This window comes from Thioclava sp. NS-SX20, assembly GCF_057380695.1.
The window spans coordinates 309,525-324,051 of sequence record NZ_JBXXRY010000003.1; the positions used below are offsets into that span (position 1 = coordinate 309,525).

Below are 14,527 nucleotides of genomic sequence, written 5' to 3' on the forward strand. Positions count from 1 at the left end.
GATTTACCTTAATGGCGTTAAACGCGAATTAACCGAGATCGGCGAATGCTCGAAAAAATAGATCTCTTTCACCGCGTTCGCGCATCGCTTCCGGTTCGTAAATGGTACAGACTTTACAGACGTTTTCTGCCTGTCCTCTTTTGCTGCCGCAAGATGCCGTCAGAGGGGGCATATCATGAGCATTCAATCGGGCTTTCGCACAAGCCAGCCGCATCTGAGCCTGTCAGGCGCGCCGGACCAGATCGCCGTGACCGATGGTCAGGTTGCCACGACGCTGAAAACACTCTGGTCGGGACGGTGGCTGGTTGCCAGCACGACGGTACTGGCACTGGGTCTGGGACAGCTCTGGCTGTCGGAATTTGCCACGCCACTCTATCGCGCCACCACCTCTGTCCTGCTGGAGCCGCAAGATGAAAGCCTGACCGATCCGGACCGCGTGCCCGACCGCGCCCGACCGATCGATGACACGATCCGCCGCACCGAAGTCGAAATTCTGCGCGGTCGAGCCTTGCTGGGCACGGTCGTCGATGATCTTGCACTGACCGCGGATCCGGAATTCAACGCCAGTCTGCGGGCCCCCGGATTTGGCGCGCGGCTCAGGGCCCTGTTCCCCGGACAGGCCAGCACACGCCCGACGCCCGACCAACAGCGCGAGGCGGCAATTTCGGTGCTCAGCGAAAATGTCACCATCCGCAATCTTGCACCGAGCCTCGTGTTCGAACTGAGCGCGGTCACCGAGACCCCGCAGAAATCGGCCCTGATCGCCGACCGGCTCGCACAGAACTATATCAGCCAGCAGATCGCGCTGAAACGGCACGAAAGCGATAATGCGATCCGTTGGCTGGGGCAGCGGCTGACCGATCTCCAGCACCAGATCGAGACCTCCAATGCCGAACTGTCGCGACTGAGCGGTTCGGCAGCAACAGAAACCGCGCGCACGGTGGTGCAGACCCGCCGCCTGCAGAAGCTGGAAGACGATCTGGCGACCGCGCGGCTGGCCCTGTCCGAAAGCCAGCGCCGTCTGCAGGCTCTGCCCGCCACGGCTGCGCCCGACGCGCGTGCCACCCGCGAGGCGCAAGTGGCGATCGACGCGGCCACGCTGCGCAATCTCGAACGCCAATATGGCGAGATCGACACCGGTCTGCGCAGCGAGACGGAAACGGCCACCCGCCAGAAGTTGCTGGAACAGCAAAGCGAAACCGATCTGCTGGTCTATGGCCATTTCCTAACCCGCCTCAAGGATACGATCGCCCGCGAAGGCCGCCAGATGGCCGATAGCCGCGTCCTTTCGGCAGCAGTCGAACCGGGCGCGCCCTATCTGCCGCGACCACCTCTGGTGCTGTCGCTCAGCGCGATGCTGGGGGCGGCCTTGGGGTTGATGATCTTGCTGTTGCGGCAGACATTCCGGCAGACCATCCGTTCGGCCCACGAGCTGGAAGAGTTCACCGGCCAGAAAGTGATCGGCCAGCTTCCCCGCCTGCCGGGCGGCAAGGGACGCTCGAGCATCGATTTCCTGCATGACTATCCGGACTCGCCCGCCGCCGAGGCCCTGCGCGGGCTGCGTACGAATATCGTGCTTGAACAGTTGTTGCTGGGCCAGAAGGTGATCGCCATCACCTCGGCCAATCCGCAGGAGGGCAAGACCACGGTCTCGCTGGGGCTTGCCCGTCAGATGGCCAGTCTGGGCAAGCGCGTGCTGGTGATCGAGGGCGATCTGCGGCGGCGGGTCTTCAAGGAGTATCTCGGGGTTGCAGCCGCGCAGGACATGATCGGCGCACTCACCGGAAGCCTGTCGCTGGCGGAGGCGGTGCATACCGATCCGCGTAGCGGGATGGATGTGCTGTTTGGGACGAAAACCCACGGCAACCCCGCCGATATCTTCGCATCAGAGGCGTTTTCGCGGCTTCTGGCCGAGGCGCGCGACAGCTATGACTATGTCATCATCGACACCCCGCCCGTGCTTTGCGTGCCCGACACGCGGATCATCTTGCAGGGCTGCGACCGGGCGCTGTTTCTGGTCAACTGGAATATCACCACGCGGGTTCAGGTGCGCGACGGCCTGGCCGCGCTGCACAGCTCGGAGCGTAAACTCGGGGGGCTGATCCTGAACCGTATCGATCCGCGCAGCACCAAAGAGTTCTACTATACGGCCTATTACAGCACCGAGACAGGGCGTCCCAGCCAGCGCCCCCTCTGACCGGCGCCCCTCTGACTGGCCCCCCTCAGACTGGCACCGGCAAGCTTCCGGCGGGTCTGCGCCGGAGCCGCCCCTATTTCTCCATCATGTCGCGGTAATAACGGCGCAGGAAAAACAGACCCAATGTGCCGCAGATCAGAGCGACCAGATAGACATAGCCGGGATTGAGATATTCGGCGTGATAGGAATAGTAGAACGCCGTGCGCATCTCGCCCGTGACATGGACCAGCGGGTTCCAGTTGAGCCATGTGCTATAGGGGCGCGGCAAGGTCTCGTGCAGCAAGATGACCCCCGAGATCAGCATCAGCGGGCGGGTGATCACACTCCAGACCATCTGCCAGAGCGGATGGCGGGAGATCAGCGTACATAGCAGCATCCCCACCCCGAGCCCCAGACAGGATGCCATCAGATAGGCAGACAGAACGCGCGGCAGGATGAACGTCGTGCGGGTGTCATAAACCATCAGGATGACCGAAAGAATGATGGTCGAATTCAGCGCCTGCGTGGCAACATTGAGGATGAAACGCGCCAGCACCGCATCAAGGAAGGTCACACGCGGGTAGCTGAGCAGCTGCCGCGAGAAGTTGATGGCTTGCGACACTTTCGTGGAGGTGGTGGTAAACATCCAAAGCGGCATCATACCCGTGGCATAGAACAGGGCGAAATTCTTCCCCAGAGGCGGCGAGCGGAAGCCGATAGAGAAGATCGCCACCAAAACCGCAATCCCCAGAACCGGTTCGAGGATCGCCCAGAGATAACCACCGGGCGAGCGGCCATAGGTCGCGCTCATCTCGCGCAGGATCAGGGCAAAAATCGTGCGGAACGTGCTGAGGGGTGGCGTGCTTTTGACAGAGCGCAAGCGGCCAAGTTCTTCGGGGCTGAGCTGGTCAATCGGGTTCTGGGTCATTTCTGTTTCATATTCCGATTGTGATGGGCGATGGCCTCGTCGACATCCGGATAATAGGTCAGGGTGCCTTTTTCCAACACGGCCCCCGCCGTGCAGATCCGGCGGATCTGCGCATCCGAATGCGAGACATAGATGGCCGAACGGGAGCGCACCCGATCCAGAAACATCGCGTTACTCTTGTCGCGGAAGCTGGCATCGCCCGCAGCGGTCACCTCGTCCACGAGATAGGTGTCAAAATCCAGCGCCATATTGATCCCGAAACTCAGCCGCCCGCGCATCCCCGAAGAATAGGTCCGCACCGGCATATGGAAATGCGGCCCGAGCTCGGCAAATTCCTCGACAAAATTCACCATCTCGTCGGTATCGGCCCCGTAGACCCGTGCCACGAACAGGGCATTCTGCGCACCGGTCATATCCTGATGCATGGAGCTGGCCAGCCCCACGGGGTAGGAAATCCGCCCGTCGGTCAGCACCTCGCCGGAATTCGGCGAGGACAGCCCCGCGATCATCCGCAACAAAGTGGATTTGCCCGCGCCGTTCCGGCCCAGCAGGCCGACCGATACACCGGTCGGAAACACGGCATTGATCTGGCGGGCGACGACCTTTTTCTGACCTGCCGCGCGGAACACTTTGGTGAGGTTTTTCAAAACGATCACGACATGCCTCCCGCGCGCTTAGCGGCGATCTCTCAGGGCATAGGCAACCAGAACCACCAGAACCCAGACCATCGTCATGATGATGGCCAGCAGCGCCACGATCTCGCCGCGCACGGGCTCCATCGACGCTTCGGGCATCGAGGGCCGGATATGGGCCGCAAGATAGCGGCTCTGGCGGTTCGCCTCGGCTTTGGCGGTATCATAGGCGGTCATTGCGGCGGTGTAGCTTTGCTCGGCAAATTGCTGGTCGACCGCAAGGCTTTCATATTGCCCGACGATATTGGCATAGCCCTCGCCATCGGTCATATCGCTGGAGGCAGGCGCGCCGCCGACGGTCCCGCTCAGCCCCAGCTTCTTGCGCTCGGCGGCGATACGGTCAGAGATCACCTGCACGCGGCGTTCGGTCTGCACGATCCGCGGATCATTGTCGCGCGTGGTCTGGCGCAGGGTGTCCAGCTCGATCAACGACTGCGCAAGCTGCTGTTGCAGCGAGGACAGCAGCCCCACCTGCCCCTCGATCAGCGATTGCGGGTCCACGATCTGGTTTTCATTGCGGAACTGGGTCATCGCCGCGCGGGCCGTTTTCAGACGCTGCACCGCCGTTTCAAGCTCGTCGCGCGCATAGCGGATCTTGTCTTCCCGCGCGATCTGCGACAGGCGGTTGATCATCTTCGAGCTCTCGTCGAAGATCGCCTGTGTCAGCTTATGGGCATCTTCCGGCGTGAAGGCCTGCGCCTCGACATCGATCAGGCCGGTACCGCTATCGGAATAGACCTGAACCATGCGGCCCCAATAATCGGTCAGATCCTCGATCGTGCCACCGGGATGATAGGCGTACCACGGGTCGTCCCCCCAATGCCACCAGCGATCCCCCGCCTTGGCCCACATCTTGCGCAGGTCCAGTTTGGCATCAAGCGCGCGCACCAACTCTTCGCTCTTGATATAATTATACAGAATATCGGTATCCGAGGAAGAAGACCCCGAAATCTCGGCCAGACCGCCCAGCATCTCCATTGCGGAGGACGTGTTTTCGGATCGCACGGAAAACCCGACATGGGAGACGTAGCGATCATGGGCGCGCGTATAAAGGTAGAACGACGCCAGAAAGACCGGCAGCACCACAATGAACAGGAAACTCAGCGCCATTGCCCGGTGGCGCGATTTCAGCGCCGCCATCGCCACCGTCGGCGCAACCAGAATCTTGTCTTTCAAAGGCGTCTCGGCAGATTTGCCCTGAGGCTTGCCTTGCGATTTTGCCTGCGGCTGCGGCTGTGGCTTCGGCTGCGGCGGAACCGGTGCGGCTTTCGCCTGAGCCGGATCGGGGGCTGGCTTTTGAGCCGGTTCCGGTGCTGCGGACGCTTTTGCCGCAGGGCGGGTTTCACCAACCTGCGTGATCTGGTCTTTCGTGGCGCCGGGCCGGGGGGTCTCGTTCACGTTTGATACGCCTGTCTTATTGCTCGGTGCGACTTTAACGAGCACAGCGCGAAATCTCTAGTCACGATTTTCCACGCCCGCCTGCCTCGGGCGCGCTACCCCTCCTGCGCGAAGGCCGCCGCGATCCGGACCAGATCCGCCCCCTGCCCCAGCAGCACCGCCAGCAGAAGCCGCGCTTTGACCGGCGGCAGGGCTCCGGCGAAAATCACCCCGGCGTCTTCCAGACTGCGCCCGCCGGAATCATTGCCGTAAACCGGTAGCGTCCGGCCTTCGGGGCAGCGTGTCGCCACCACCACCGGACAGCCCTGCGCCCGCGCCTGCGCTGCGGCCTGCGCAAATCCTTCGGGAGCATTCCCGCGCCCGAAGGCCGCCAGAACCACCCCTGTTGCCCCCGTCTCGACCGCCCATGACAGATAGCTCGGGCGGCTCCCCAGCCCCAGCAGGACCAGCTCGACCGCAGGATCAAGCCGTTCGGGTCTGTAGATCCGGCGGGGGGTCGCGTTGGCACGGGCCACGTAGACCTGCCCCGCGTCCACATCCCCGATCTTGCCAAACCCGGGAGAGCGGAACGTATCGACCCGCGAGGCATGGAATTTGGTGACATGGCGCGCCGAATGGATCTCGCCTTCGAAGACGATAGCTGCCCCCATGCCGGTCATCGCGGGACAGGCGGCGGCGCGGATGGCCTCGGCGATATTGCGCGGCCCGTCGGTATCGGCGACACCGGCATGGCGCTGCGCACCGGTAAACACCACAGGCTTGTCCGAGCCCACCAGAAGATAGGCCAGATAGGCGCTTTCCTCCATCGTATCGGTGCCATGCGTCACCACAACCCCGTCGATCTCCGGCGCGGAAAGCACCGTCTCGATCCGCTGGCAAAGCGCGAAAACCGTTGCCAGATCAAGTGCATAACTTCCCTTCGCCTGAAAGCTCTCGGCGCTGACCTCGATCCCGTCCAGCGGATCATGCAGCCCCGACAACAGGCTTTGCGCCGAAAGCCCCGCCGTCACCGGCCCGCCCTGTGTTTCGGCGCGCGACGCAATCGTTCCGCCGGTGGCAATCAGATGTATCCGTGCCATAGTCATCCTTTCCTGAAGGGGAAGCGGCCCTATCCGGCCTTACGCGATCCGCGGCCCTGCGCCTGCGCCGCTGCGGTGATAATCTCGGTCCAGCGGCGCACGAGGTAGTTATGCTCGTCCATTGTCGAGTTCCAGACCGCGACATTCTTCGACCGCGCCCTGACCGACCCGCCCGAGCGCATATCGCCCTTGCGCACCGCGACATGCCCGTTGGGTCCCGGCAAATCGGTCGCGGCGGCGCGCCCCTCATACCAATAGTCCCATTCCGCAGGGGGCAGCGTGTCGCGCACCCGTCCGGGCACCGACATGTAATAGCCCTGCCGCGCGACTTGCGCGCCCGCGATGCCGGACAGATACCAGTTGAGCCATGCATAGGCACGATCCAGCCGCGCGCCCTCCAGATGCCGCGCCAGACACATGCCCCCATGCCATGCACGGTAGCCTTCCTCCGGCACGGCCTGACGCACCCGCAGCCCCGCCTCTTTCATCGCCACCACGGTCGGCGACCAAAGCGACGAGATCGCCAGCTCGCCCGCGCGGAACCGCTCCAGCGGCTCGGTCGCGCGCCGCCAGAATGGCGCCAGATGCCCCGAGGCCACAAGATCAAGCCCCAAGGCCGCCATCTCGTCGATCTCGGCCACGGTCATATTGCCCGGGTCGGCGACCTTCATCCGGTCGGCGGCCATCAAGGCCTGCACAAGGTCGAAAACACCGATCCCCGGATCATCCACCAGCGCCACCCGCCCATGCCAGCGCGGGTCCAGAAGCTCGGCCCAGCTTGTGACATCGCTGTCGACATTCAGTCCTGTCGCACCGATATCGATGGCAAAACTGTCGTAATTATAGACGGTTGGCAGCATCGAGATCTGCCGTCCCGGTCGCGCGGAAAGCGAGGCATCCGCCTGCACCCAAAGCCGCGTCGCCGGAACATCACCATAGCCAAGCGATCCCGGCACCGGATCTAGCGCGGGGCTTTCCATCTCGGACCAATAGGTGATGCGGTCGATCTCGATCGGCTGGATCGCGCGCCAGTGCCAGACGATATCGAGATTGTGGAAACACTGGTCATAGACATCATAGCTATGCGGCGACATGGCGGCGATGCGCTGCGCATTCACGAAATCCATCTCGATGAAATCAAGCTCGAACCCGAGATCGGCCTCCGCACGGTCCTTGAACCTGCGCCAAGGCTGGATTTCGGTGGTCAGAATACGCAGCCGGTCCGTCAAGCCACGGCCCTCGCGCAGGCAAGGCCGGTGAAGGCGGCAAACGAACGGCGGATCAGGTCGGGCTCCAGCCCTTCCAGTATGAAGACCAGCCGCGACAGACGCTGGCCCTCGGGCCAATGCGTCATATGGGTGGGGGCATGCACCAGATGCTGAACGCCATGAATGGCCACGGGACGATCCTCTCCTTCCAGAGCCAGGATCCCCTTCACGCGAAAAATACGATCACCATAACGATGCAATAAAAGCGTAAGCCAAATCCCGAACATGGTCCAATCTATACGCTCTTCGATCACCAGAGAGAAGGAGGTCACGCCTAAGTCATTATGATGGTGGTGATGATGGTGGTGGTGCGAGGCACACGGGCCTGCGTCGCCGCACAGTGCGGGCAGACGCGCGCGGTCGGCATCCAGCCCGCCCAGCATCTGCGTCACGCTGTCTTGCGTGCTCCAGACCGATGCGGCGGGGTTCATCCTATGCAGCCGCTCGCGCAGTCTTGCCACCTGCGCCTCATCGGCCAGATCGGTCTTGGTCAGGATGATCCGGTCGGCGCTGGCAATCTGACGGATCGCCTCGGCGCGATGGTCAAGCTGTAACCCCGCATTGACCGCATCCACCGTGGTCAGCACCCCGCCCGTGCGGAAATGGCTGCGCAGCACCGGATGGGCGGTCAGCGTCTGCAAGACGGGATAGGGATCGGCCAGCCCCGTGGTCTCGATGACCACGCGCCCAAAGGAGATCTCGCCCCGCGTGCGCAGACTATGGAGGTTTTGCAGCGCCTCCGCCACCTCGCCACGCACGGTGCAGCACACGCAGCCCGATTTCAGCAGCACCACATTCTCATCGATCCGGTCGAGAAGATGGTGGTCAAGCCCGACCTCTCCGAATTCGTTGATCAGGACGGCGGCATCCGACAGCGAGGGGTCCTCAAGCAGCCGCTGCAACAGCGTGGTTTTCCCCGAGCCAAGAAAGCCCGTGAGCAGGATGACTGGGGTCATTTGGCCTCCATGAAGGCAATCAGGTCCTCGTCCAGCGGGTCAAAAGCCCGCCCCGCCAATGCCTCGGCCTCTGGCCACAGATGCGAGAGCGCCTCGAACACGCTCGACTTTCCGGTGGGCGAGGAGAGCACATAATTGATCCCCTGCCATTCGGCGAGGGTCAGGCGGCGATGGGCCAGTACGGCATTGGCCGCGCGAATCCGGCGCGCGCCCTCGGCACGGCGGGCCTGCCTGTCGGTATTGCGGGTGAACACGCCCTCGCGCCCCACAGCATTCGTCCAATGGTCATCGCATCCCAAGATGCCGCAAAGCGAGCACATATCCGAACCTTTCTCTTAGGTGATCCGGGCGGGTCGCCCCGCCCGGATCTGTTGCGCGAGTGGTTATTTGCGCGGGAAACGGGCCGCGTAATCATCGGCCATCTCGTTCATGGTGACGAATTTCACGCCCTCATGCGATTTGATATGGTTGAAGAGCCGTTCGAGCATCATCAGCACCTGCGGACGGCCCGAGACATCGGGGTGGATGGTGATCGGGAAGACCGCATACTCCATATTGGCATAGACCCAGTCGAACTGGTCACGCCACATCTCCTCGATATCGCGCGGATTGACGAAGCCGTGGCTATTGGGCGATTTCTTGATGAACATCATCGGCGGCAAGTCATCAAGATACCAGTTGGCGGGAATCTCGATCAGATCGGTCTCCTCGCCACGTACCAGAGGCTTCATCCAGTCCTCGGGCTTGCCTGCATAATCGATCTTGGTCCAGCTATCGCCCACCCGCACCCGATAGGGGGTGAAATCGTTATGCATCAGGGAGTGGTCGTATTTGATGCCCTTCTTCAGCAGGAGTTCATTGGTGACATTCGAGAATTCCCACCACGGCGCAACATAGCCCGTGGGCCGTTTCCCCGAGATCTCGGTGATCAGGCCGATACATTTATCCAGCACCGCCTCTTCCTGCTCGGGGGTCATGGCGATCGGGTTTTCGTGGCTATAGCCGTGAATGCCGATCTCGTGGCCGCGCGCGGCCACATCCTTCATCTGCTCGGGGAAGGTCTCCGCCGAATGGCCGGGGATGAACCATGTGGTCTTGATGCCGAACTTGTCGAACATATCCAGCAAGCGCGGCGCGCCCACTTCGCCGGCAAAGAGCCCGCGCGAGATATCATCGGGGCTGTCCTCGCCGCCATAGGAGCCAAGCCAGCCCGCCACCGCATCCACGTCGATGCCGAAGCCAACAAGAATTTCCTTTGCCATTTTTCGTCTCCTTTTAAAAATCTTAGCCTGCGATCATCGTGACCGAGGCGGGGTCGAGTGCGAGCGTGACGGACGCGCCTGCATCCAGCCCAAGCGCGCGCTCGGCATGGGTTTCGATGCGGATCTCGCGCTGGTCGGCGAGCTGCATCCGGAAATAGCCGGTGGCGCCCACGATCTGGCGGCCTGTCACCGTTGCGGGCAGGCAGATCTCGCCTGCCGTGCCTTGCGGGCTCAGGCGGAAGGCCTCGGCGGGGATCACCGCCAGCGTCGCCTCGGGCGCTCCTACCCCCGCCAGCGCCCCAAGAGGCGTGTCGAGGCGGGCAAACCCGCCCTCGGACGGCAGGCTGCGCCCCTCGATCAGCGTATTCGCCCCGATGAAATCGGCAACAAACGGCGTCGCGGGGCGGCGGTAAAGCTCTTTCGGGGCCGAGATCTGTTCGACCACCCCGTTCGACATCACCACCACACGGTCCGACAGCCCCAGCGCCTCGGATTGCGCATGGGTGACAAAAATGAAGGTGATCCCCAGTTCGCGCTGCAACAGCTTCAGCTCGTTCTGGATGATCCGGCGCAGATTGGCATCCAGCGCGCCAAGCGGTTCGTCCAGCAGCAGAATCTCGGGCTCCACCACCAGCCCGCGGGCCAGCGCGATCCGCTGGCGCTGTCCGCCCGACAGGCGGTCGGCCTTGCGGTCGGCCACGGCGGTGAGGTCGAACATATCGAGGATGCGCTCCACCTTGCGGTCGCGTTCCGCGCGGGGCAGCCCCTTCACCTCCAGCCCGAAGCCGATATTCTGGCGCACCGTCATATGCGGGAAGAGCGCATAGTTCTGGAAAATCATCGAGGTCGGGCGCTTTTCGGCGGGAAGATGCGTGACATTGCGGTTCATCATCATCACCTCGCCATTGGTGATGTCCTCGAAACCGGCGATCATGCGCAGGGTCGTGGATTTGCCGCAGCCCGACGGCCCGAGAAAGGCGACAAACTCGCCCTTTTCCACCTTCAGGTCGAAATCGGACACGGCGACCGTGCCATCGGAATAGGTCTTGCCGACCGAAATCAGCTCGAGGTCATAGATCATGGGGCAGCCTGTTAAGTCTGAGGAAAAAGACCCGGACGGGCGATCCCGCCCGGGCCAGTCAGGGGAAACCCCGGTTTTAGGCGTTCAGGAACTCGTCCCAGCGCTGGATCAGGTGGTCATATTCATCCGGCCACTGATGCCAGTAAGCGACATTGGCCGCGCGTTCTTCCAGCGAGCCGCCATCGCGCAGATCGCCCGGATTGATGCCGCGGGTGGCCGCGCCTTTCCACGGCTGGCCTTCATACCAGAAGGCGTATTCATCGGGGTCCATCGCATCCTTGATATTGGTCGCGGGCGAGTAATAGCCCTGTTCGGTCACCATGATGCCCGGCTTGCCCGAGAGCCAGAAATTGGCATAGGCGATGACCGCCTCGCGGTTGGGCGTGCCCTTGAGCATCGACGGCCCGATGGCCCAGCCACGATAGCCCTCTTTGGGGGTCGCGTATTTGGCGGGCTTGCCCTGCGCCTTGACCGCCATGACCGCGGGCTGCCACGCATCACAGACCACCATCTCGCCCGAAGCCATAAGGTTCACCAGCTCGCCGAAATCCCCCCAGAGCGCGCGGAACTGGCCCGCTTTCTTCTTGGCAATCAGGAACTTGGCGGCCTCGTCGATCTCGTCCTTGGTCGGGTTGCCGGGATTTTTGGCCTCCAGAAGGCCCAGCGAATTCATCGCCAGAATAGCCTGCCCGATGGCAATCAGCGGGTCCACATTGAGGCCCGACTTGCCCTTCCATTTGTCGTCAAACAGCGCGGTCCATGTATTGGCTTCCTCGGCCGAGAGCACATCGGGATTATAGCCGATGGAATCGTAGTTATAGACCGCTGGCACCATATAAAGCTGGGTCTGCGCCGCATCCGCCCAGATCTGGCCGGAGATCTGCGCCTTGGCATCCCATTTGGGGTTGGTCTTCGTGAAGGTATCGCGGATCGAGGCCCAGTTGGGCACTTCGGAGACCGGAATGGTTTCGACATTATCGGTGGCAATCAGCGCCGGAAGGCGCTCGCCGATGATCTCCCAGCAGTCATAATCGCTGGAGCCCGACAGGATCTTGGTCTGCGCATCGGGATAGGTCGAGGGCGTGCCCGAGACCGACCCCACCCCGCTGGCTTCCTTGAACATGTCAAGGATGCGGTCCTGCACCGTGGTCGACAGACCCGTGGTGCGCAACTGTTCGGACGAAAGGCTCTGCGCACGGGCGAAGCGTGCCCAAGGATGCATGCCCGAGCCAAGCGCCACCGCGCCCAGTGCCGCGCCCGAACGCAGGAGATGCCGTCTGTTGATGATGGTCATATGTCTATTCCCTGTTGAGGATGAGGTTGCAAAAAGGGCACCGCTTCTTTTTGTGTTTTTGCGGTATTCAGTAGCGGCCCGGTGTCAGGCCGCCATCGACCGTGATGACCTGCCCCGTAAGGTAGGAGGCATCAGCGGAGGCGAGGAACCCGATGACAGAGGCGATCTCGGCAGGCTCGCCCAGACGCTGCATCGGGATATAGGGGGAGGCGATTTCAGCCGCCTGCGGACCAAGACTATGGCCGGGGTTCAGAAGCTGCGCGGTGCGGATATAGCCGGGCGCCACGCCGTTCACGCGGATGCCACGCGCGGCAAATTCCACCGCAAGGCCGCGCACCAGCCCGATCACGCCGGATTTGGCCGCCGAGTAATGCACATGCTCGTCCCAGCCATAAGCCGTGCCCATGATCGAGCTGAGACAGATAATCGAGGCCCCCGCCTTCATCGCAGGCAGGGCCGGACGGATCACCCGCAGCATCCCTTTGAGGTCGATCTCGAACGTCTCGTCCCATTTCTCGTCGGTCATCTCGGCCATCGGCACACAATGGGCGATGCCCGCATTGGCCACGATCACATCGATCCGGCCATGCCTCTCCAGCACGCGGGCGACCAGCGCATCACAGGCAGGCGTGTCGCGCACATCCAGCGCCATGAACTCCGCCGAGCCGCCCGCATCGGTGATCGCCGCGACGACGCGCGCGCCCTCCTCGGCCAGAATATCGGTGACAATCACATGATCGCCCTTGGCGCCAAAGGTCTCGGCGGCGGCGCGACCAATCCCGATCCCTGCGCCCGTTACAATCACCACCCGTTTGTCTTGGGTCATAGCATCACATCTCCGGAATTCGGGCCAAGCGTCTGGCCTACATAGAGTTTTGCGTCATCGGAACAGAGGAAGGCCACGCTTCCGGCCACCTCGGCCACCTCGCCAAACCGGCCCAGAGGCAGCTCTGCCCGCTTGGCGGCTTTCCAGTCTTCGGAAAGAGCCTCGACGAGGGGCGTGTTGATCGGACCGGGGGCCACGGCATTGACGCGCACGCCACGGTTTGAGACCTCGCGCGCCAACGATTTGGTCATGCCGATGATCGCGGCCTTGGCGCCTGCGTAATGGACAAGCTCGACACCGCCGACCTGACCAAGCTGGGAGGCCACATTGACCACCACCCCCTCGCCCGCCGCGAGCATCGCGGGCAGGCAGGCCCGTGTGCACAGGAAATTGCCGCGCACATGCACCGCAAACATCCGGTCGAACTGGGCGGGCGTGATCTCGGCGAAGGGGGCCTGATGGCCGAAGCCCGCATTGTTCACCAATATCTGCGGGTCGCCCAGCGAGGCGCGCACCTGATCCATCATCGCGCCTACAGAGGCCTCGTCCGACACATCGGCGGCCACGGCCATCGCCTCGCCCCCAGACGCCACAATCGCGGTGACGGTCGCGTGGGCCGCGGCAGGATGGAGGTCATTGACCGCCACCCGCGCCCCGTCTGCGGCAAGCCGGAGCGCAATGGCCGCCCCGATCCCCGAACCCGCGCCCGTGACCAATGCGACGCGGCTCATGCTTCCTGCCCCTTGAACTTGCCTGCCCGTGCGGTGAAGCGCTTCATCAACAGCCCGTAGATCACCAGCAGCGTGAAGGAGAAAAGCGTGGTCAGCACCCCGAAGGCGAAGATATTGGGATAGATCTCCACCGAGAAGGTGCCATAGATCGCCAGCGGCAGCGTCAGGTCGCGCCCTGCGGTAAAGAGCGTCCGGGCGAATTCGTCATAAGACAGCGTGAAGGAGAACAGCATCGCCGACAGCACGCCCGGAAAGATGATCGGGAAGGTCACGCGGCGGAAGGTCTGCGCGGGGCTGACACCGAGCGCCATCGAGGCTTCCTCGACGCTGCGGTCGAAACGGTTGAAGATCGCCAGCAGAACAAGGAAGGCAAAGGGATAGGTATAGACCACATGCAGCACGAAGCTGGTACCCCACCATGCGCGTCCGATCCCCAGCGTGTTCGACAAAAGCGCCATACCAAGCCCCACCAGCACGCCTGGCACCATCATGCCGAGGATGATGAGGTAGAAAACGGGGCCAGAGCCACGGAACTTGGTGCGGAAGGCCTCGGCGCTCATCACGCCCAGCACGGTCGAGACCACGGTCGTCATGAAGGCCAGCACCAGCGAGCGGATCAGGCTATCGCCCACAGGAAGCTGCGAGACGCGCGATCCCTCGACCATGCCCAGAAGATGCTCGTACCAGTAGATCGACCAGTCGCGGATCGGGAATTGCGGCCCGCCATCGGCGCTTTGGAAGCTGAGGATCGCCAGCACGATCATCGGGCCGTAGAGGAAGAGGAGGAAGATCGCCGTATAGACGCCAAGAACGGGTTTGAGGATACGCGAGTGCAT

General features: G+C 62.7%; 14 protein-coding genes. 1 reads left to right on the top strand and 13 read right to left on the bottom strand.

What is annotated here, in order from left to right; all coding sequences use genetic code 11:
• Positions 1-175: 175 nt before the first annotated feature.
• Complete coding sequence (locus AC2ISB_RS17035; protein ID WP_486577095.1) at positions 176-2,197, top strand: polysaccharide biosynthesis tyrosine autokinase; 2,022 nt, start codon at positions 176-178, stop codon at positions 2,195-2,197.
• Between the two features lie 73 nt (positions 2,198-2,270).
• Here the strand turns inward: AC2ISB_RS17035 and AC2ISB_RS17040 are convergent, their stop codons facing one another.
• The 13 genes from AC2ISB_RS17040 to AC2ISB_RS17100 form a co-directional block, all read right to left on the bottom strand.
• The gene (locus AC2ISB_RS17040; protein ID WP_330646968.1) at positions 2,271-3,104 is read right to left on the bottom strand and encodes an ABC transporter permease; all 834 of its coding nucleotides are present in this window, start codon (positions 3,102-3,104) and stop codon (positions 2,271-2,273) included.
• Positions 3,101-3,760 (bottom strand): ABC transporter ATP-binding protein, encoded by a 660-nt coding sequence (locus AC2ISB_RS17045; protein WP_330646967.1) that lies wholly within the window; start codon positions 3,758-3,760, stop codon positions 3,101-3,103. Before AC2ISB_RS17045 ends, AC2ISB_RS17040 begins: the two co-directional genes overlap by 4 nt.
• A gap of 18 nt (positions 3,761-3,778) precedes the next feature.
• Complete coding sequence (locus AC2ISB_RS17050; protein ID WP_486577096.1) at positions 3,779-5,194, bottom strand: KpsE/RkpR family capsule polysaccharide export protein; 1,416 nt, start codon at positions 5,192-5,194, stop codon at positions 3,779-3,781.
• A 95-nt stretch (positions 5,195-5,289) separates the two neighbouring features.
• Positions 5,290-6,273, bottom strand: coding sequence for an asparaginase (locus tag AC2ISB_RS17055; protein WP_486577097.1), 984 nt, complete (start codon positions 6,271-6,273; stop codon positions 5,290-5,292).
• 29 nt (positions 6,274-6,302) lie between these two features.
• Entirely contained in the window at positions 6,303-7,502 is a 1,200-nt protein-coding gene (locus AC2ISB_RS17060) for an ABC transporter substrate-binding protein (RefSeq protein WP_339109702.1), read from the bottom strand.
• Positions 7,499-8,497: a CobW family GTP-binding protein gene (locus AC2ISB_RS17065; protein WP_486577098.1), complete on the bottom strand. Its 999-nt coding sequence runs from the start codon at positions 8,495-8,497 to the stop codon at positions 7,499-7,501. Before AC2ISB_RS17065 ends, AC2ISB_RS17060 begins: the two co-directional genes overlap by 4 nt.
• Complete coding sequence (locus tag AC2ISB_RS17070) at positions 8,494-8,817, bottom strand: hypothetical protein (RefSeq protein WP_330646961.1); 324 nt, start codon at positions 8,815-8,817, stop codon at positions 8,494-8,496. Before AC2ISB_RS17070 ends, AC2ISB_RS17065 begins: the two co-directional genes overlap by 4 nt.
• Positions 8,818-8,880: 63 nt before the next feature.
• Positions 8,881-9,759, bottom strand: coding sequence for a polysaccharide deacetylase family protein (locus tag AC2ISB_RS17075; protein WP_330646960.1), 879 nt, complete (start codon positions 9,757-9,759; stop codon positions 8,881-8,883).
• A 22-nt stretch (positions 9,760-9,781) separates the two neighbouring features.
• A complete protein-coding gene (locus AC2ISB_RS17080; protein WP_330646959.1) occupies positions 9,782-10,840 on the bottom strand; it encodes an ABC transporter ATP-binding protein in 1,059 nt (352 codons plus the stop codon).
• 76 nt (positions 10,841-10,916) lie between these two features.
• Positions 10,917-12,134 (bottom strand): ABC transporter substrate-binding protein, encoded by a 1,218-nt coding sequence (locus tag AC2ISB_RS17085; RefSeq protein WP_486577100.1) that lies wholly within the window; start codon positions 12,132-12,134, stop codon positions 10,917-10,919.
• 67 nt (positions 12,135-12,201) lie between these two features.
• Positions 12,202-12,960 carry an SDR family NAD(P)-dependent oxidoreductase gene (locus AC2ISB_RS17090; RefSeq protein ID WP_486577101.1) on the bottom strand — a complete coding sequence of 253 codons (759 nt, stop codon included), beginning with the start codon at positions 12,958-12,960 and terminating at the stop codon, positions 12,202-12,204.
• Positions 12,957-13,691, bottom strand: coding sequence for an SDR family NAD(P)-dependent oxidoreductase (locus tag AC2ISB_RS17095; RefSeq protein WP_486577102.1), 735 nt, complete (start codon positions 13,689-13,691; stop codon positions 12,957-12,959). Before AC2ISB_RS17095 ends, AC2ISB_RS17090 begins: the two co-directional genes overlap by 4 nt.
• Complete coding sequence (locus AC2ISB_RS17100; protein WP_486577103.1) at positions 13,688-14,527, bottom strand: ABC transporter permease; 840 nt, start codon at positions 14,525-14,527, stop codon at positions 13,688-13,690. The genes AC2ISB_RS17095 and AC2ISB_RS17100 overlap by 4 nt, the downstream gene beginning before the upstream one ends.